24 protein-coding genes and 1 tRNA gene are annotated in these 18,174 nt (G+C 64.5%); 13 read left to right on the forward strand and 12 right to left on the reverse strand.

Annotated features, from left to right (window positions below; genetic code table 11):
• Positions 1–90: 90 nt before the first annotated feature.
• From trbL to sphantq_RS09010, 6 genes are read left to right on the forward strand one after another with little or no spacing between them, the layout of a single operon-like run.
• The gene (gene trbL / locus sphantq_RS08985; protein WP_272800118.1) at positions 91–1,413 is read left to right on the forward strand and encodes a P-type conjugative transfer protein TrbL; all 1,323 of its coding nucleotides are present in this window, start codon (positions 91–93) and stop codon (positions 1,411–1,413) included.
• 3 nt (positions 1,414–1,416) lie between these two features.
• Positions 1,417–2,253 (forward strand): conjugal transfer protein TrbF, encoded by an 837-nt coding sequence (gene trbF, locus sphantq_RS08990; RefSeq protein WP_272800119.1) that lies wholly within the window; start codon positions 1,417–1,419, stop codon positions 2,251–2,253.
• The gene (trbG, locus tag sphantq_RS08995) at positions 2,250–3,089 is read left to right on the forward strand and encodes a P-type conjugative transfer protein TrbG (protein WP_272800120.1); all 840 of its coding nucleotides are present in this window, start codon (positions 2,250–2,252) and stop codon (positions 3,087–3,089) included. The genes trbF and trbG overlap by 4 nt, the downstream gene beginning before the upstream one ends.
• A complete protein-coding gene (locus sphantq_RS09000; protein WP_272800121.1) occupies positions 3,086–4,288 on the forward strand; it encodes a TrbI/VirB10 family protein in 1,203 nt (400 codons plus the stop codon). Before trbG ends, sphantq_RS09000 begins: the two co-directional genes overlap by 4 nt.
• Before the next feature lies 1 nt (position 4,289).
• Positions 4,290–4,520: a DUF2274 domain-containing protein gene (locus sphantq_RS09005; protein ID WP_272800122.1), complete on the forward strand. Its 231-nt coding sequence runs from the start codon at positions 4,290–4,292 to the stop codon at positions 4,518–4,520.
• On the forward strand, positions 4,517–4,732 hold the full coding sequence (locus tag sphantq_RS09010; RefSeq protein ID WP_272800123.1) for a DNA-binding protein: 216 nt from the start codon (positions 4,517–4,519) through the stop codon (positions 4,730–4,732). The genes sphantq_RS09005 and sphantq_RS09010 overlap by 4 nt, the downstream gene beginning before the upstream one ends.
• Positions 4,733–5,123: 391 nt before the next feature.
• Here sphantq_RS09010 and sphantq_RS09015 read toward each other — a convergent pair whose 3' ends face one another.
• From sphantq_RS09015 to sphantq_RS09035, 5 genes are all read right to left on the reverse strand, one after another.
• A complete protein-coding gene (locus sphantq_RS09015; RefSeq protein ID WP_272800124.1) occupies positions 5,124–5,390 on the reverse strand; it encodes a DksA/TraR family C4-type zinc finger protein in 267 nt (88 codons plus the stop codon).
• A gap of 128 nt (positions 5,391–5,518) precedes the next feature.
• Entirely contained in the window at positions 5,519–6,697 is a 1,179-nt protein-coding gene (locus sphantq_RS09020) for a winged helix-turn-helix domain-containing protein (RefSeq protein WP_272800125.1), read from the reverse strand.
• Between the two features lie 23 nt (positions 6,698–6,720).
• Positions 6,721–7,617 carry an exonuclease domain-containing protein gene (locus sphantq_RS09025; RefSeq protein WP_272800126.1) on the reverse strand — a complete coding sequence of 299 codons (897 nt, stop codon included), beginning with the start codon at positions 7,615–7,617 and terminating at the stop codon, positions 6,721–6,723.
• 136 nt (positions 7,618–7,753) lie between these two features.
• The gene (locus sphantq_RS09030) at positions 7,754–8,983 is read right to left on the reverse strand and encodes a tyrosine-type recombinase/integrase (protein WP_272800127.1); all 1,230 of its coding nucleotides are present in this window, start codon (positions 8,981–8,983) and stop codon (positions 7,754–7,756) included.
• A 177-nt stretch (positions 8,984–9,160) separates the two neighbouring features.
• A tRNA-Leu gene (locus sphantq_RS09035) sits at positions 9,161–9,247 on the reverse strand.
• 122 nt (positions 9,248–9,369) lie between these two features.
• On the opposite strand from sphantq_RS09035, the gene sphantq_RS09040 reads away from it, so the two are divergent.
• The 3 genes from sphantq_RS09040 to sphantq_RS09050 all read left to right on the forward strand — a co-directional run bounded on the left by sphantq_RS09040 (position 9,370) and on the right by sphantq_RS09050 (position 11,346).
• Positions 9,370–10,143: an alpha/beta fold hydrolase gene (locus tag sphantq_RS09040; protein WP_443021544.1), complete on the forward strand. Its 774-nt coding sequence runs from the start codon at positions 9,370–9,372 to the stop codon at positions 10,141–10,143.
• Entirely contained in the window at positions 10,143–11,012 is an 870-nt protein-coding gene (locus sphantq_RS09045) for a tetratricopeptide repeat protein (protein WP_066606708.1), read from the forward strand. The genes sphantq_RS09040 and sphantq_RS09045 overlap by 1 nt, the downstream gene beginning before the upstream one ends.
• Before the next feature lie 88 nt (positions 11,013–11,100).
• On the forward strand, positions 11,101–11,346 hold the full coding sequence (locus sphantq_RS09050) for a hypothetical protein (protein ID WP_242496129.1): 246 nt from the start codon (positions 11,101–11,103) through the stop codon (positions 11,344–11,346).
• Between the two features lie 9 nt (positions 11,347–11,355).
• On the opposite strand, the gene sphantq_RS09055 is transcribed toward sphantq_RS09050, so the two are convergent.
• Complete coding sequence (locus tag sphantq_RS09055; protein WP_272800129.1) at positions 11,356–12,063, reverse strand: SIMPL domain-containing protein; 708 nt, start codon at positions 12,061–12,063, stop codon at positions 11,356–11,358.
• A 104-nt stretch (positions 12,064–12,167) separates the two neighbouring features.
• Here sphantq_RS09055 and sphantq_RS09060 point away from each other — a divergent pair, with 104 nt between their 5' ends.
• From sphantq_RS09060 to sphantq_RS09070, 3 genes are read left to right on the forward strand one after another with little or no spacing between them, the layout of a single operon-like run.
• The gene (locus sphantq_RS09060; protein WP_272800130.1) at positions 12,168–12,602 is read left to right on the forward strand and encodes a VOC family protein; all 435 of its coding nucleotides are present in this window, start codon (positions 12,168–12,170) and stop codon (positions 12,600–12,602) included.
• 3 nt (positions 12,603–12,605) lie between these two features.
• Positions 12,606–13,340: a hydroxyacylglutathione hydrolase gene (gene gloB / locus sphantq_RS09065; protein ID WP_066606716.1), complete on the forward strand. Its 735-nt coding sequence runs from the start codon at positions 12,606–12,608 to the stop codon at positions 13,338–13,340.
• A 50-nt stretch (positions 13,341–13,390) separates the two neighbouring features.
• Positions 13,391–13,792: a hypothetical protein gene (locus tag sphantq_RS09070; protein WP_272800131.1), complete on the forward strand. Its 402-nt coding sequence runs from the start codon at positions 13,391–13,393 to the stop codon at positions 13,790–13,792.
• Between the two features lie 6 nt (positions 13,793–13,798).
• Here sphantq_RS09070 and sphantq_RS09075 read toward each other — a convergent pair whose 3' ends face one another.
• The 5 genes from sphantq_RS09075 to rpmF form a co-directional block, all read right to left on the reverse strand.
• A complete protein-coding gene (locus sphantq_RS09075) occupies positions 13,799–14,140 on the reverse strand; it encodes a MerR family transcriptional regulator (protein ID WP_066606724.1) in 342 nt (113 codons plus the stop codon).
• An 82-nt stretch (positions 14,141–14,222) separates the two neighbouring features.
• Positions 14,223–14,519: an integration host factor subunit alpha gene (ihfA, locus tag sphantq_RS09080; protein ID WP_066606727.1), complete on the reverse strand. Its 297-nt coding sequence runs from the start codon at positions 14,517–14,519 to the stop codon at positions 14,223–14,225.
• Between the two features lie 107 nt (positions 14,520–14,626).
• The gene (locus sphantq_RS09085; protein WP_272800132.1) at positions 14,627–15,595 is read right to left on the reverse strand and encodes a beta-ketoacyl-ACP synthase III; all 969 of its coding nucleotides are present in this window, start codon (positions 15,593–15,595) and stop codon (positions 14,627–14,629) included.
• Positions 15,592–16,617, reverse strand: coding sequence for a phosphate acyltransferase PlsX (gene plsX / locus sphantq_RS09090; RefSeq protein ID WP_066606731.1), 1,026 nt, complete (start codon positions 16,615–16,617; stop codon positions 15,592–15,594). The genes sphantq_RS09085 and plsX overlap by 4 nt, the downstream gene beginning before the upstream one ends.
• Before the next feature lie 67 nt (positions 16,618–16,684).
• Entirely contained in the window at positions 16,685–16,864 is a 180-nt protein-coding gene (gene rpmF / locus sphantq_RS09095; protein ID WP_066606737.1) for a 50S ribosomal protein L32, read from the reverse strand.
• 218 nt (positions 16,865–17,082) lie between these two features.
• Here rpmF and sphantq_RS09100 point away from each other — a divergent pair, with 218 nt between their 5' ends.
• Positions 17,083–17,514 (forward strand): MAPEG family protein, encoded by a 432-nt coding sequence (locus sphantq_RS09100; protein WP_066606739.1) that lies wholly within the window; start codon positions 17,083–17,085, stop codon positions 17,512–17,514.
• Here sphantq_RS09100 and sphantq_RS09105 read toward each other — a convergent pair whose 3' ends face one another.
• Positions 17,515–18,174, reverse strand: coding sequence for an MBL fold metallo-hydrolase (locus sphantq_RS09105; RefSeq protein WP_066606741.1), 660 nt, complete (start codon positions 18,172–18,174; stop codon positions 17,515–17,517).

Raw genomic sequence — 18,174 nt, forward strand, 5'->3', positions numbered from 1 at the left:
CCTCTCGCCAACGGTCGCCGTCGCGGGGCGCGGCCAGCTCCCCATCCGCGTCCCGCGACACCTTTTTAACGCCAGCAGGAAGGCAGCCAATTGAACGACCTCAACGTTATCGACCGCTTTCTGCAGGTGTTCATCACCTACATCGACAGCGGGTTCGGGCTGCTCGGCCCCGATGTCGGGTTCCTGACCGCGACGCTGATCGGCATCGACATCACGCTCGCGGGGCTGTTCTGGGCGATGGGCGGCGAGGACAATGTCATCGGCCGGTTCCTCCGGAAGATTCTTTATGTCGGCGCGTTCGCCTTCATCCTGAACAGCTTCTCTACGCTCGCCGATATCATTTTCCGCTCGTTCGCTCAGGCCGGCCTGACCGCAGGCGGCGGCACCCTGTCGGCTGACGACCTGCTCAAGCCTGGGCGCCTCGCCGGCACCGGCTTTTCGGCGGCCTGGCCGCTGCTCGAACAGGCAAGCGAGATGGTCGGCTTCACGACCTTCTTCGATAATTTTCTGACGATCATGGTGCTGCTGTTCGCGTGGGCGCTGGTGATCGTCGCCTTCTTCATCCTCGCCGTGCAGATGTTCGTCTGCATCCTCGAGTTCAAGCTGACCAGCCTTGCTGGCTTCATTCTCGTGCCGTTCGCGCTGTGGAACCGGACGAGCTTCCTTGCCGAGCGCGTGCTCGGCAATGTCGTGAGCTCGGGCATCAAGGTGATGGTCCTCGCCGTAATCGTCGGCATTGGCTCCAACTTCTTTACCGAGTTCGCGCAAGCGCTCCAAGGCCAGGAGCCCGACATCGGGCAAGCCATGAGCCTCGTTCTCGCCAGCCTGTCGCTGTTCGGCCTCGGCATCTTCGGCCCATCGATCGCCTCGGGTCTTGTCGCCGGAGCACCGCAACTCGGTGCCGGCGCGGCGCTGGGTACCGCGGTCGGCGCGGCCGGCGTGACCATGCTGGCCGGTGGCGCTGCCGCCGGTGGCGCACGAGCGCTTGGCGGGGCAGCACTCGGCGCAGTGCGATCAGGCACGGCAATGGGGTCCGCGGCATCGACCGCCTACCATCTCGGTCGCGAAACCGCCGCCACGCCTTCGGTCGGTGCGGGCCTTGGCGGGGTTGCGCGTGCCGCCGGCAATGCCGCCAAGTCACGCGCCACCAGTGCGCTCGGGTTGGGCGAGGCCGCAGCCGGCGGACGTAAGGCGGCATGGAACGCGCTCAACGAGAACTCGACCCAGATTTCTTCGGCGTCGTCTCAGGGTGGACCGAGCGGTGGCGGGGCAACCGGCATGCCCGCCTGGGCACGCGCGATGCGCGACCAGCAGACCGACCGGCATCGGCGTCAACTTGCCATCCACAGCATTAGCCAAGGCGATCGCGGCGGCGCCTCCGCCACCCCCGACATCAAGGAAAGGAACGACTGAGCCATGTTCTTCAAGCGAAGTGCGCAGCGCTACGGGCGCACACCACCCCCTGAGACGCCGTACCAGCGTGCGGGCCAACTCTGGGACGACCGGATCGGCTCGGCGCGGGTGCAGGCGCGCAACTGGCGGCTGATGGCGTTCGGCTGCCTCGCCCTGACCGCTGGCACCTCCGTCGGCCTTGCCTGGCAGTCGCTGCAAAGCCGCGTGACGCCCTATGTTGTCGAGGTCGATCGGCTCGGTGAGGCGCGGTCGGTTCAGGCCGCCGATGTCGATTACCGGCCGACCGATCCGCAGGTTGCCTGGCACCTGTCGCACTTCATCAGCAATGTCCGCTCGATCTCGCTCGACCCGGTTCTGATGCGCCGCGGCTGGCTCGAGGCTTATGACTTCGCCACCAAGCGTGGCGCGCAGTTCCTAGACGACTATGCCCGCTCGGCCGCGCCCTTCGCCAATGTCGGCGAGCGCACCGTGTCGGTGCAGGTCACGAGCATCGTGCGGGCGTCGGACAAGTCGTTCCAGGTGAAGTGGACCGAGACGGCCTACGAGCGTGGCTCGCAGTCCAGCACCAGTCGCTGGACAGCCATCCTCACCACCGTCACGCGCCCGCCGGTCTCGGCCGATGTACTGCGCAAGAACCCGCTCGGCATCTACGTCCATGCAATCGACTGGAGCCGCGAACTGGACGGCGACGCCCGCGTGCACCCTGCGCCCGCCGCGTTACCCGCTCACGCATCCTCGACTGTCGCAGGCTCGACCCGACCAGACCCGACCGATGTCCCGTCGACGCTCAGCCCCGCGCCCGACATCCCGGCCGGCAACACCCAGGAGACACAGTCATGAAGCCGACCACCCTGATAGCGCTTTCCAGCATTTTCGCCGCCATGCCGGCACTCGCCCAGCCTCAGGTGACTTCGGGATCGATCCGCCATGTCGCGACTGCAAACCGTGTCGCGACGTTCCGGCCAACGCCGTCCGGGTTCATCGGCGGCGCGCAGGTCTATCCCTGGAGCGAGGGCACGATCTACACCGCCTACACGGCGCCCGGCATGGTGACCGACATCGTCCTCCAGCCCGGTGAATTGCTGATCGCAGTGGCGAGCGGCGATACCGCGCGCTGGGTGATAGGCGATACCACCAGTGGCTCCGGCGAAACGAAGCAGACGCATCTGCTCGTGAAGCCCTTCTCGGACGGTCTCGCTACCAATCTTGTCGTGACAACGGACCGTCGCACCTATCATGTCCGGCTTGTCAGCACTTTGGCGACCGCGCTGTCGTCGATGCGTTGGACCTATCCGCAGGATGAGTTGCTGGCGCTCCGTCGCAAGGCGGAAACCGAGCGAGCCGCCGCGCCGGTCGCGACGGGATTGTCGGTCGAAACGCTCAACTTCAATTACACGATCCGCGGGGACAAGCCGGGGTGGCGTCCGATGCGTGCATTCGACGACGGCCAGCGCACCTATGTAGAGTTTCCCGCATCGCTGGGGAGCAGCGAGGCACCGCCCCTGTTCCTTGTCGGTCGCGACGGCAAGGCCGAACTGGTCAACTACCGGCTGAATGGCCGCTTCTACATCGTCGACCGGATCTTCGACGCCGCCGAACTCAGGCTTGGTCTGAAGAAGCAGCAAATCGTGCGCATCGACCGATTTACGCCACCGGCCAAACGGAGGGGCGCATGACCGAGACCGGAGCAACCGCGCCAGCCGGATCGGGCGTGGCGCCCCAAATCGGTCCGGCAAAGCTCGATCCCGAGACCCTGGCCCTCCGTTCGCGGCCGGCACGCGCGATCCGCTTCCGCAAGGGTGCAATCATCGCGATCGCAGCGCTTGGGTCGGTCAGCCTGATGGGGATCGCCTGGATGGCGCTGAAGCCGCAGATGTTCATCAGGCAAGCCCAGGAAAGCGAGTTGTCCCAGCCGATGTCGAAACCGGCATCCGACGCGCTCTCCGGCCTACCGTCCAGCTACGACGACGCGCCGAAACTCGGACCGCCGCTTCCCGGCGACCTTGGTCGGCCGATCCTGCGGGCGCAGCAACAAGCAGAGGGCATTGCCCCATCCACGCGGGTCGATACCGCCGAAGCCGAACGCCAGCAGCATCTCGCCGATCTCAAGGCCGCGCGGGAATCTGGATTGATGGCGCAGATGCAATCAAGCCGCGCTGCTCCCGTTTCTCTGGAAGTCGATCCCGCCTCAAGCGTGTCAGGTGCAATGCCAAGTCCAGCCGCAACCGGCACGCGCAAGGAGCAGTTCGCTTCCGCGCGCGATAACGACAGCAACCTAAACTCCGGCAATGTGGTCGCGCCGGTCTCGCCTAACAGCCTGCTTGCAGGCAGCGTCATCGCGGCCAGCCTCATCACCGGTCTGAACTCCGACCTGCCCGGCATGGTCACGGCGCAGGTGACCCAGAACGTCTTCGACACGGTGACGGGCAATATTCTGCTGGTGCCACAGGGGGCCCGGCTTATCGGCAAATATGACTCCATCGTCGCGTTCGGCCAGCGTCGCGCGCTCGTCGTGTGGCAGCGCTTGATCCTCCCCGATGGCGGCTCGATCCGGCTCGACAATATGCCCGCGACCGATCCTTCTGGCTATTCGGGTGTCGCCGACAAGGTCGACTTCCACACCTGGACACTTCTGAAGGGCGTTGCGATCGCCACTTTGCTTGGCATTGGCTCAGAACTGTCGATCTCGGGTGAAAGCGATCTCGTCCAGGCAATCCGCGAATCCGCCCAGTCGAACACCGCCCGCGCCGGCGACCGGATCACACAGCGCAACCTCGACATCCAGCCGACCGTCACGATCCGGCCCGGGTCACCCGTTCGCGTTCTCGTGACCCGCGATCTCATCCTGGCACCCTATCAGAGCAGGACAAGCTGACATGGCCGAACTCAAGCTAGGGAAGCTGCCCGACCGCACGCCGGTCAAGTTGACCATCACCATCACCCCCGACTTGCAGGCCAGGCTTCAAGCCTATGCTGCTGTCTATGCCTCGACCTATGGTGTTGAAGAACCGGTCGTGGATCTTGTGCCAGCCATGCTGGCCGCGTTCCTCGAAAGCGATCGCAACTTTGTGCGATCGCGCGAAGCTGCGGCACGGAGGCAGACATGATCGAACGCGCTTGGGAGAAGAAGATCGAGCCGCTCACCGTGCGTATATCGACCGCTGTTCGGATCACTGGCCTCAGTCGGTCCCGGATCTATGAACTCATCCAATCCGGAGACCTTGAAACAACAAAAGTCGGGCGAGCCACCTTGGTCCAGTATCGAAGCCTGAAGCTGCTGACGGACAATGCCGGTCCCGTCATTGATGGACCGCCCTAGAGCCGCCTGGGAAGTTGCATCCCTGGCTGTTGGACGGCCACAATTCCGAACAGGGGCGCACAGGCCAGGACGGCGCGCATGGCGCAGGTTAGCGCACCCCAGTTCCGTCAATTGGGGAGAATGACCGTTATAAAGAGGGGATTTTCATGCCTGCCATGTCGATCATTTCCATCACGTTGAAGCTTTGATCGACCGGGCGCAAAATCGCTCGTCTATGATGGCATGCCGAATGCCGCACTGCGAACCTGTCATGCAAGCCAGCGGCATTTTTGGACATACGCGCTTTGGTCGGCCTTGGACGGACCTATGGCCTATTCCCGAAAATGCCTTCTTGAGCGGAACTGGCCGGCGCAACCGGCGACGGGACCAGAGGGACCGGCCGCATGCCGCATCAGCGCAGTTGACTATCCTTGCTGCCCCGGCGGTTGATCGCGCCGAGGGCTACATGCGCGCGGTCGCGCTCGCTCTGACAAGCAACGCAGGTGCGCGCACCCGGCAGCGCCTCGCGACGCTTCTTGGGGATTTCTTCACCGCACACTTCGCAGTCCTCGAGGCTTTCGCCACTCGGCAGGCGACTGCGCGCCGCATCAAGAGCATCCTTGATGCTGTCGTCGATCTGCTCCTGAACGGCGCCATCGGGCGCCCAGCCATTGGCCATGCGTGATCTCGTTTGTCGCTGTGGAATTGCTTCCCCGATATGGGGACCGGCGCGCGAACTTCCAAGTGCGGGAGAGCGGTGCCGGGAGGGTGGAGTGCCAGCAAAGGTGAAGGAATAGGGCCGGACTATCAACTCGTCCGGACCATCTCGCCGACGCTGACCGACGCCAGCCCCAGCCAGATGGCCATCCGGTCGAGTTCGATCGTCAGCCGTTCCACCGTTTCGGGCGGAGCGTTGGGTTCGAGCGCGATGCGGTGTGCGCGCAGCACGCCGGCTTGGCGGTCGGCCTTGAGATCGACGCGCCCGACCAGTGCCTCGTCGAGCAGGAATGGCAGTACATAATAGCCATGGGTGCGCTTGTCCTGCGGCACATAGATTTCGATCCGATAATGGAAGCCGAACAGCCGCTCGGCGCGGCCGCGTTCCCAGATCAGTGGATCGAATGGTGCGAGCAGCGCGGCGCCCTGGCGAGGGCGTGGGAACTTTGCGTCGCGGTGCATCCAGGCTTTCTGGCTCCAGCCCTGAACCTTGACAGGCACGAGGCTGCCCTGTTCGGCGAGGGCGGCAATGGCGTGGTCGCCCTCGTTGGGCTTGAGCCGAAAATAGCCGCGCAGGTCAGCGGCAGTCGCGACGCCCATTGCGCGGGCGCTGCGGTCGATCAGATGACGCTGCGCCGTGGCGGCGTCGGGCGTCGGAAGGTCTCGGATAGCCTGCGGGATGACCCGCTCAGGCAGGTCATAGACCCGCGCAAAGCTGCCGCGCCGCGTTGCGGTGGTGATGAGGCCGGCCCAGAACAGCCATTCGAGGGCATGTTTGGTATGGCTCCAGTCCCACCAGCCGCTCCTGCTCTTGCCGTCCTCGAAGGCGGCGGCGGTGAGCGGGCCATCGATCCTGATTCGATCCAGGATCGCGTCGGCTTCGGCGCGGCGCTCGGTCGCGAAGCGTCGAAGGCCGACATAGCCCGCTTCGCCGCGTTCAGCCTTGGCCATCCGCCAGCGCAGATTCGGGTGGAGATCGAGCGGCAGCAGCGACGCTTCGTGCGCCCAATATTCGAACATGCGACGCTGACGCTTGGGGCCCCAGGCATCGCGTTCGAGCAAGGCGGGATCGTAATTCCCAATCCGCGAAAAGGCGGGAAGATAATGCGCCCGGGTGAGGACATTCACGCTGTCGATCTGGAACAGGCCGAGCCGGTCATGGGTGCGTCGAAGCTGCAAAGCGCTGGCTTGCGGCAGCCCGCGCTGGCCGAACCCCTGCGCTGCGAGCACGATACGTCGGACCTGCTTTTGCGAGAGGCTGAGGGTCACTGGGGTCGGTGGCCGGGTCGTGTTCAGAAGCCGGAGCAGCGCGACGCGAGCGCCGCGGCGCTCAGAATCTCGATGCCGCTGCCCTGGTCCTGCAACTCTTGCGCTTTGCGGTATTGCGCGTCGTAGCGGACATAACCGAAAGGCTCTTGAGCGCAGACCGCGAGAACCGTGGTCGTCTTGCCGACCGCGGCTACGACGCGGCCGCCCTGCGCGGCGATACGTTGCGCAAGCGCACCATGGCGCGGCTCACCGAGAATAGCGATGCGCTGGCCGACGAGCGGACCACCGGGCGCGGGCTTTGGTGCCGGTGGAGCCGACGGGCGTTTAGGAGCGGTGAGCCAGCCCTGCAGTGGAATACCGGTCACCTCGCTCGCCTTCACGACGATGAGCCCGGCGGCGCGGGCGTCGCTCAGCGCGTCATGGTGCTTCAGGCGAATGCCGAGATGCTGCGAGACGACGTTGAGCCGATGGCTGGGCAGTTCGGGCCAGACCCGTTTTGCGACGCGAACGCTGTCGAGCCAGGTCGCCTCGATCGCCGTGCGGTCGTGCACGCGGCAGGCGGCGCTCAGCGCGCCCTTGTCGAAGTAGCTATGGGCGACCGTCACCCGCCCCGCGAGGTGACCATCGATGATCTGGTGGAGATCGCCGAAGCACGGCTTGCCCGCGACTTGGGTTGCGGTGATGCCGTGAATGCGCGTGTTGAAGCTGCTGAAATAATCTCTCGGATTGATCAGCGTCTCATATTCAAAAGCAATCTTGCCCCCGCGGAAGCCGACGATTCCGATCTGGCAGATGCTGCTAACGCGTCCGCATGCGGTCTCGACATCGACCGCCACGAAATCGAGGGCGTCTGGATCGACTGCGGGCGCGCAAAGGGCTGTCGGATCGCTAAGGACAGGACGGGACGACGAAAGGAACATAACGCGATCATAGCTTCCTGCGATCGCAGTTCCAAGCAGGAATGACGGCCACTCGGCCTGCTGATCGGGCGGCGGCACGACGTGGCGAAGCGAGGCTCCGCCACGTCTTAGTGTCGACAATGCGATGGGCTGACGATCAACCTGTTGCGCGTGCGGCTTTGAAGTCTGGGCGCAGCACCGTTCCACCATCCCGCAGCCGATCCAGATAGTCCGACCAGTGCTGCATCATTTCCACGCGCTCATCCCAATATTCGCCACGCGCATAAGCGCGCCGAACCTGATTGGTATCGACATGCGCCAGTTGGCGCTCGATCGCATCAGGATTCCACTGCCCCATTTCGTTGAGCAACGTGGCGGCCATTGCCCGGAAGCCGTGCGCGGTCATCTGGTCGGTCGTATAGCCGAGCTTGCGAAGGCCCTGGTTGACGGCATTCTCTGACATGGCCTTGCGCGGCTTGCCGAGGCACGGGAACAGATATTTCCACCAGTGCGTGTGCTCGTGGAGTTCTTTCAGCATCGCGATCACCTGCCGCGACAACGGCACGCGGTGCGGCCGCCGCATTTTCATCCGCTCCGCCGGAATGAACCAGATCGCCTCGTCGAAATCGATGTCGGTCCACTCTGCCTGTCTCAGTTCTCCCGGGCGGAGCAGCACGTGCGGGGACAGGCGCATCGCCATGATCGTGACCTTGTGCCCGCTATATCCGTCGATGGCACGCAACAGCTGCCCGACTTCCGACGGCTTGGTGATTGCGGCGAAATGCTTCACCTTAGGCGCGGCGATCGCACCGCGCAGGTCGGCTGCGACGTCCTTGTCGCACCGCACGGTCGCAACGCCGTAACGGAACACCCGGCTGAGTACGCTACGCATGCGCCGCGCGCTCTCATAGGCCCCGGTCGCCTCGACCTTGCGAAGGACGGCGAGCGCCTCATGCGGCGTGATCTGCGCGATCGGGATGGTGCCGATCAATGGATAGGCCTTGGCAAGCAACCAGCGAATCTTGTCGATAGTCACGGGCGCGAGGCCGTCACGCTCGCATTTGACGAGCCATTCCTCCGCCACCGCCTCGAAAGTATTGGCCGCGGCATATTTGGCGGCGATCCTCGCGCGCTTTTTCTCCAGCGCCGGATCGATCCCCTCGGCAATCTTCTTCTTGGCTTCGTCGCGCCGGACACGCGCCTCCGCGAGGCTTATGGTTGGCCACCCCCCGAGATGAAGCTTCTTCTGCTTGTCCAGAAAACGGTAGTTGAAGCGCCATAGCTTCGAACCGTTCGGCTGGATGACAAGATAGAGGCTCTGAGAATCGCTCAGGGTCCAAGCCTTCTCTCTCGGCTTGGCGGCATTGATCTGGATGTAGGTCAGCATGGTCGTTTTCCCAGCAAGGCCGGGTCGATCCGAGGGCAACAAAAAGAGCAACATCTTGTGGTCGCTGCTGTTGCCCTTAGCCGGATTTCGCCGGACGGTGTCTGGCGATCTTCGGTCAAGAAATGCTGTGAAACCAGCCGCTTACTGGACTTATCTGGACGCTGCCAGAGCCAGTATTGGTGCCCAGAAGAGGACTCGAACCTCCACGACCTTGCGATCGCCAGCACCTGAAGCTGGTGCGTCTACCAATTCCGCCATCTGGGCACGGGGTAGGAGGGCGCCTCTAACCGGGTCCCCCAAAGCTGTCAACGCATTGTCTCCAATATTTTTCTCGCCATCGCAAAAAGCCCGTCTAAGGCGGGATCGTCATCGCAAGATCATGAAGGATGCTGAACGTGAATGATATTCCCGCCACCCCGCCCGCGCTGTTCGCCCGGCCCGATGGGCTGCGCCTGGCCTATCGGCGGCAGGTCGGCAGCGGACCGACGATCGTCTTCCTGCCCGGCTACATGTCCGACATGGAGGGCGGCAAGGCGGTCGCGCTGGAGCGGTGGGCCGTAGAGCAGGGCCGCGCGATGCTGCGGATGGATTATGCGGGTTGCGGGGCCAGCGAGGGGCGGTTTGCGGACGGGACGCTGGCGGGTTGGCGCGACGATGTGCTGCTGTTGCTGGATGCGCTGGTCGAGGGGCCGGTGGTGCTGGTCGGATCGTCCATGGGCGGCTGGCTGGCATTGCTGGTGGCGTTGGCGCTGCCCGATCGCGTTGTGGGGCTGGTCGGCATCGCCGCGGCACCCGACTCTACCGAATGGGGCTTTACCGACGCCGACAAGGCGCTGCTGGCGACGGAGGGACGGATCGAGGAACCGTCTCCCTATGGCGAAGATCCCTATGTCACGACGCTGACCTTCTGGCAGTCGGGGCAGGCGTTGCGGCTGCTGGAGGGCGCAATCGCGATCGATTGCCCGGTGCGACTGCTCCACGGGCAGCAGGACCGCGACGTGCCCTGGTATGTGGCGGTCAAAACGGCGGGGCTGGTGCGTTCATCCGATGTGCAGACGCTGCTGATTAAGGACGGCGACCATCGCCTGTCGCGCGACGGCGACATCGCGCTGTTGATCCGCACCGTCGCCGATCTGGCCCAAAAGGTGGATATCCTCTGATGCCCTTTCTCCTGCCGCTCCTGCTCCAGGCCTATTCCCCCGAAACCGAGGCGGTGATGAATCGCAGCCGCAGGGAGAAGCAGGAAGAGCGCGCCGCTGCGGCAGCGGCCGTGAATCCTGCGGCGACGGCTCCCGCGCGGGCGGACGGAAAAATCCCTGTCCCCGCCAAATTCGCCGAACCGTTTCAGGCGTGCCTGGACCAGGCGATCGAATCGCCCGATGCCGGGATCGCCTTCGCCCAGAAATGGCGGATCGACGGGGGCAGCTTCTATGCGCGCCATTGCATGGGCTTTGCCTATGCGCGCGCCGAGCGCTGGACGCCGGCGATCGTGGCGTTCGAGCAGGCGGCCGAGGAGGCCGAGCGCAGCGGTGAAATGGTGGAGGCGGCGCGGCTCTGGGCGCAGGCCGGCAATGCCGCCATGGCCAGCGGCGACCTGCCCAAGGCGCGCGGCGATTTCGACGCGGCGCTGGCGCGCGGATTGCCCGACGGGCTGGAAAAAGGCGAGGTTCATCTGGACCGGGCGCGGGCGCTTGTCGCGCTGAACGAGCCGGATGCCGCGCGCGATTCGCTGGACGTTGCGCTGGCGCAGGCGCCCAAAGACCCGCTGGGCTGGCTGTTGTCGGCAACGCTGGCGCGCCGGTCAGGCGAGATGCGCCTGGCGCAGGCGCATATTGCGCGGGCGGTGCAATTGTCGCCCGACGATGCTTCGGTCGCGCTGGAGGAGGGCAATATCGCCGTCCTGACCGATCATGAAGATATTGCGCGCGCGGCCTGGGCGCGGGCGGTGAAGCTGGCCCCGGACAGCCCGTCCGGCAAGGCGGCGGCGGACAATCTGTCGCGGCTTCCCGTCGCCAAGCCTGCCCGTTAAGATCACCAGCAAGACTTTGTAACGGAACCGCTTTCGCCTTTGCCCCGTTCGCTCGACCGCAGCGGGATTGCACGAAGGAGACAGCGAGTTGGACAGTTATTGGAAGAAAGGCGCGGCGATCGGCCTGCTGCTGATCGGTGCGATGGCGACGACCGCCTGTTCGCGCGGCGCGACCCGCGGCGGCCTGATCGGCGGCGCGGGCGGCGCGGTCGTGGGTAGCGCCACCGGTCTTGGCACGGTCGAAGGTGCGGCGATCGGTGGCGCCGTCGGCGCGGTCATCGGCGACAAGGACGATCGCTGTTCGCGTCGGGATCGTCGCCGGGGCCGGTGCTGATAAGGCCGATTATTTGAGGTAGAAGTCGACGGTCGTGACGACGCGCACCTTCTTGTAGGGCGTGTCGCTCGATCCGTCGCCGCCCTCGCCATCGCGGGCGTCGATCGAAAAATAGCCCTGGGTGGCGCTCTTGATGCCCCCTACCCCGGACCCCGAATCCTTGGCGAATTGTTCGGCCGCGGCGCGCGCGTCGCGGGTGGCGGCGGCGACCATGTCGGGCTTGACGTCATTCAGCTTGGTGAAGCTGTATTTCATGCCCGACCCTTCCTGCAGCGTCACGCCCCGGCGGACCAGGTCGAATTGCTGCGCGACCGCCTTTTGCGCGCGGGCGATGTCGGTCGTGCGCAGCAGCATCCGCTGGGTGATGGTGATATTGTTGACGCCATTGTTGAGATATTGGTTCACCCCTGCGCCGGTCGGGGTCAACTCGCCCGGCTTGAAGCCCAGGTCTTTGAAATAGCTCTGCAATTCGCGCGTATTATTGTCGATTTCGGCGCGGACCGTCGGCAGGTCGAAACCAGTGGCCGAATAGCTGATCGACCAGGTGGCGAGGTCCGCCGTCACATCCTTTTCCGCCAGACCGCGCACCGTGACCGAGCGGTCCGCCGCCTTGGCCCGTTTCAACCCGTCGCCCAGCAGATAACCGCCCGCAATCGTCCCCAACGCCAGCAGCGCCGCGCCGCCCAGCACAATCTTGTCCCGCATTTCCAACGCCATTATCCGCTTTCCTCTTCCGTCTGGTGATGCGCGACCTTATCTTGGGGCTGTATCTAATACTCCTGAGGTGAACCGTTGCTTGACAGCGACGAACGGAGAATATCTTGCCCAAATTCCTGCATAGCATGATCCGCGTGCGTAACGTCGACAAGACGATCGCCTTTTTCGAACTGCTGGGCCTGGAGGAGGTCAAGCGCTTCGACAGCGAACAGGGCCGCTTCACGCTGGTCTATCTCGCCGCGCCGGGCGACGAGGACGCGCAGGTCGAACTGACCTATAACTGGCCGCCGGCCGATGGCAGTGCAGCCGAAACCTATGATGGTGGGCGCAATTTCGGCCATATCGCGTATCAGGTCGAGAATATCTACGACACCTGCCAGCGGCTGATGGACGCGGGCGTGACGATCAACCGGCCGCCGCGCGACGGGTATATGGCCTTCGTCCGCACGCCGGACGATATCTCGATCGAATTGTTGCAGGATGGACGGCTGGCGCCGGCCGAACCCTGGGCGTCGATGCCCAATATCGGGATTTGGTAAGCCATGCTGGAGGTCGTCCGCATCCCCGTGCTGACCGATAATTATGTCTGGCTGTTGCATGATGCCGCCGGCGGCGAGACGGTCGCGATCGACCCCGCAGTGGCGGAACCGGTGCTTGAGGCGGCGGCCGCGCGCGGCTGGACCATCAGCCAGATCTGGAACACCCATTGGCATGGCGACCATGTCGGCGGCAATGCGGCGATCAAGGCGGCGGCAAAGGCATGGGGCGGCTGTATGATCACCGGCCCGGCCGCGGAAGCCGAGAAGATCGGCACGCTGGACCGGACGGTGGATGAAGGCGACACCGTGCGGATCGGCGACCATATCGCCACGGTGATGGCCGTGCCGGCGCATACGGCCGGGCATATCGCCTATCATCTGGCCAACGATCGCGTGATCTTCGTCGGCGACACGCTGTTCGCCATGGGCTGCGGCCGGCTGTTCGAAGGAACGGCGGCGCAGATGTTTGCCAATATGGCGCGCTTGGCCAAGCTGCCGGACGAGACGATCGTCTATTGCGCGCATGAATATACGCTCTCCAACGGCCGCTTCGCGCTGGGCGTGGAGCCAGACAATGCGGCGCTGGCGCAGCGTGTGGCAGCAGTAGAGGCGGCGCGGGCGCGAGGCGAGGCGACGGTGCCGACCAGCATCGGGATCGAGCGGGAGACGAATATCTTCATGCGCGCGCGCGATGTGGCGCAGCTGGCGGAACGGCGCGCGGCTAAGGACGCGGCCTGACGGTTTTTGCGCTATAGTGCCGTCCTATGGTCGATGTAGGGAGAATCACGATGCGCGCGTGGATGGGGATGGCGCCGCTGCTGCTGGCGGCCTGCGCCGGCAGCTATGAGCCGGCACCGCTGACCGAAAAGCAGACGGCGAAACTCGACAAGGCGTTGGCGGGCAAGGTCGCCGGCGAGAAGGTCGGTTGCATCAATCGCGAGCCGCAGAGCAACCTGACCGTCATCAGCAATAATGTGCTGCTCTACAGGGTCAGTCGCAGGCTGGTGTACAAGAATGAACTGATCGGCAGTTGCAGCGGCCTGACCTATGGCGACACGATGATCGTGCGCAGCTATGGATCGCAAATGTGTCGGGGCGACTTCACCACGACCGCCAATTTGCAGACCGGCATTACGACCGGCGCCTGCGCGCTGGGCGACTTCATCCCCTATCGCGAACCCAAACCGTAAGACGGATCAATCTCCGATCGCCCTGGCAAGGGCCGTACGGATAGCCATGAGCCGGGCCAGAAGATCAGGCAGGTCGGACGGCTCAGCCTTGGCGACGGGGGCGTGGCCATTGCCGTCCACTAGCGCCTTTTGCGCGCCTTTGACGGTGAAGCCCTCGACATTGAGCAACTGGTGGATGCGGCGCGCCAGCGCGACGTCGGTGGGCCGATAATAGCGGCGGTTGCCCGATCGCTGGAGCGGACGCAGTTGGGGAAAGCGCGTTTCCCAATAGCGCAATATATGCTGGGGAAGACCAAGTTCGCCCGCCAGCTCGCTGATGGTCAGAAATGCACCCTCTGCCTTTTCCATGACAGCGATGTTGCACCCATAATTGTACAGACGTCAACTATGGTAAAGCAATGGTAATGCTGGAAAAGCGGCCAGCCGCCATTTAAACCGAGGCGACCCGGTCGCGCATCGTCTGGCTGGCGCGGAAAGTCAGCACCCGGCGCGGTTCGATCGGTACTTCCACGCCGGTCTTGGGATTGCGCCCCATACGCTGCGTCTTGTCGCGCAGGACGAAGGTGCCGAAGCTGGAAATCTTCACATTTTCCCCGCGTTCGAGCGCGCAGGACATATGTTCAAGGATCGATTCGACCAGCGCAGCGGCTTCCGCCCGCGACAGGCCGACATGGCGGTTCACGCTCTCAGCCAGATCGGCCCGCGTCAAGGTTGCATTGCCGCTCATAGACCATCCCCACTTCTTCGCCCCAGCGACCATCTTCGCGGACGATCTGCCTGAAATGTGATCGATTCGCAGCGCTTTGGCAAGCGCCGCCTATCCTGCATCCAGCCCTAGAGACGCAGGACGCATGCGCCCCAGGTGAAGCCGCCGCCCATCGCTTCCAGCACGACCAGGTCGCCCATCTTGATCCGGCCGTCGCGCATCGCGACGTCGAGCGCCAGCGGCACGGACGCGGCGGACGTGTTGGCGTGGCGATCGACCGTCACCACCACGCGATCGGGTGACAATTTAAGCTTGCGCGCGGTCGCGTCCAGGATGCGGGCATTGGCTTGATGCGGGACCAGCCAGTCGATCTCGTCCGTCGACAGGCCCGCTACGTCCATCACTTCCCTGAGCACCGAGGCGAGGTTGACCACGGCGTGGCGGAACACTTCCTGCCCCCGCATCCGCAGCTTGCCTACGGTCTGGGTCGTGGACGGACCACCATCGACATAGAGAAGCTGGTTGTGGCGCCCGTCGGCATGGAGCTTGGCGGCCAGGATGCCGCGCTTGCCGTCCACGCTTTCTTCCGCGCCCAGCACGATCGCTCCCGCGCCGTCGCCGAACAATACGCAAGTGGTGCGGTCTTCCCAGTCCAGGATGCGACTGAAGGTTTCCGAGCCGATCACCAGGGCGCGGTTGGCCGCGCCAGACCGGATCATGCTGTCCGCCACGGTGACGGCGTACAGAAAGCCCGAACAGACCGCCGCCACGTCGAAGGCGACGCAATCATCGATGCCGAGCGCAGCCTGGACCTTGGTCGCGGCGGCCGGGAAGGTCTGGTCGGGGGTCGCCGTCGCCAGGATGATGAGGTCGATATCCTGTGCGGCGACGCCCGCCGCCGCGATCGCCTGACGCGCGGCTTCCGCGCCCAGGCTGGCGGTGGTTTCGCCCTCACCCGCAATATAGCGGTTGCGGATGCCGGTGCGCTCGACAATCCATTCGTCGCTGGTGTCGACGGTCTGCGCCAGTTCGGCGTTGCTGACCGCACGGACGGGCAAGGCCGAGCCGGTGCCCAGCAGGATGGAGCGGCGGATCACTTGACGGGCTGCTCCAGCTTGGACGCGGCGGCCGACAGCGACTGGATGCCGGCCATGTCGGCGGCGATCCGACGGGTGATGTCTTCCTCCAGCAGCCGGGCGGCGACATGGACGGCGTTGGCCACGCCCTTTTCGTCCGCGCTGCCATGGCTTTTCACGACCACGCCGTTGAGGCCCAGGAAGACCGCGCCATTATGGTTGTTGGGATCGAGATGATGTTTAAGCAGGTGCATCGCGGGCTTCGAGATCAGGAAGCCGATCTTCGAGCGGATCGAACTGGTGAACGCCTTGCGCAGCACGTCGGTGACGAAGCGGGCGGTCCCCTCCGCCGTTTTCAGGGCGACATTGCCGGAAAAGCCGTCGCACACGATCACGTCGGCGTCGCCACGGGATATCTTGTCGCCTTCGGTGAAGCCGTCAAATTGCAGCGGCAGGCTGGTCGCGCTGCGCAGCACGGCGGCGGCTTCGCGAATCTCGTCGGTGCCCTTGAGATCTTCGGTGCCGATGTTGAGCAAGCGCACACGCGGCCGTTCAAGATCGAAGGCGATACGCGAATAGGCCGCGCCCATCACCGCGAACTGGACGAGGTTGCGGGCGTCGCATTCGGTGTTGGCGCCCAGGTCCAGCATCACGACGTCATTGTCGCCCAGCGTCGGCAGCAAGGCCGCCAGCGCAGGACGATCGACGCCCGGCATGGTGCGCAGCGCCAGCTTCGCCATCGCCATCAGCGCACCGGTATTGCCGGCGGACACGGCGGCGCCCGCCTGGCCCGATTTCACGGCGGCGATCGCCATGCTCATCGAGCTGCTTTTCTTGCGAATCGCCACGCTCGGCTTGTCGGAGCCCGCAACCACGGCGTCGGCGTGGACGATTTCCGACGCCGCCCGCAGATTCGGGTGATGATCGAGCGCAGCCTTGATCTGCGTCTCGTCGCCAAACAGGGTGAAGCGGAGCCCATCATGACGGTGGCGGGCCAAAGCCACGCCCGCCATCATCACGCGCACGCCTTCGTCCCCGCCCATCGCGTCGACTGCGATTCGCGGCTGACTGGACACTTAAGATCACCCCTTTGCGGAGATGGGGATGGGCTTACGCCCCGACGGCGACGATTTCGCGGCCGTTATAATGCCCACAGGCGTCGCACAGATTGTGGGGACGCTTCAATTCGCCGCAGTTGGAGCATTCCTGAAATGCTTCGACGCGCAGCGAATCGTGGCTACGGCGCATGCCGCGCTTGGAGGGGGACGTTTTCCTTTTGGGGACAGCCATGTCGGCACCTTGTTCCGTATAATATCAAGTTGTGCGACCGGCCAGTTCCGAACAGAAAAGCGGACGCCAACGGCGCCGCAGACCCATGCGGCCCGGTGATCGCGAAGCCCTGCGCCTATAGCGCTTTTTGTCCGCGGCGCAAGGGTTTCCTTTCCCTTTGGGCTTGCCCCCTTGCCCATGCGGTCTAGGATATGGCGCTAGAAACGAGGGGATATTCCATGCTGCTGCCGATCACGCTGACCTTTGCCGCCGCCTGCGCGTTGCTTAACCTGTGGATCGCGACTCGCTGCGCGCGGATTCGCATCGCCGACAAGGTGATGCATGGCGATGCGGGCAACGACCTGCTGGCGCGGCGGATGCGCGCGCACGCCAATTTCGTGGAATATACGCCGATCGTGCTGATCCTCTTCGCGCTGGTCGAAATGGCCGTGGGCGCGTCCCTATGGCTGTGGATCGGCGCCCTGGTCTATGTGGTGGCGCGGGTCGCTCATGCGTTCGGCATGGACGCGGACAAGCCCACGGTCTGGCGCGCGGGCGGCGCGCTGCTGACCTGGGGCGTGATGGTCGCGATGGCGATCGCGGCGCTGATGATCGCCTATATGGCGACGCGGGAAATGCCAGTGCCGCCGGCGATGGCGGCGCGGGGATAATCAACCCGCCAGCACCGAATCGGCGACGAAGGGGTTGGTGCGGCGTTCATGGGCGAAATTGCTCATCTGGCCATGGCCAGGCACGAACGCCGTCTCGCCGCCCAGCGGCCACAGCTTGCCGGTGATCGCGTCGATCAGATCCTGATGATTGCCGCGCGGGAAATCGGTGCGGCCGATCGAGCCTTGGAACAACACGTCGCCGACGATAGCCAGCTTGCTGGGCGCATGGTGGAAGACGACATGGCCGGGCGTGTGGCCGGGACAATGATAGACATCGAAGGTCAGATGGCCGACCGTCACCCGATCGCCGTCGCTCAGCCAGCGATCCGGCTCGAAACTCTCGCCTGGCACGCCCCAGCGCTCGCCATCCTGCGGCAACCGGTCGATCCAGAAACGGTCATCCTCATGCGGCCCCTCGATCGGGACATTGAGGTCGCGCGCCAGAACGCCAGCTTGGCCGCAATGGTCGATATGACCATGGGTGACGAGGATCTTCTCGATCGTTACCCCCTTATCGGCGGCCGCCTTCTTGAGCACCGGCAGATCGCCGCCCGGATCGACAAAGGCGCCGCGCATCGTTTCGGTGCACCAGAAGAGGGTGCAATTCTGCTGCAACGGAGTGACGGGGATCAGGACGGCTTTGAGCGGCGGCATGGTCAT

The organism is Sphingobium sp. AntQ-1 (genome assembly GCF_028538045.1).
Taxonomy (GTDB): domain Bacteria; phylum Pseudomonadota; class Alphaproteobacteria; order Sphingomonadales; family Sphingomonadaceae; genus Sphingobium; species Sphingobium cupriresistens.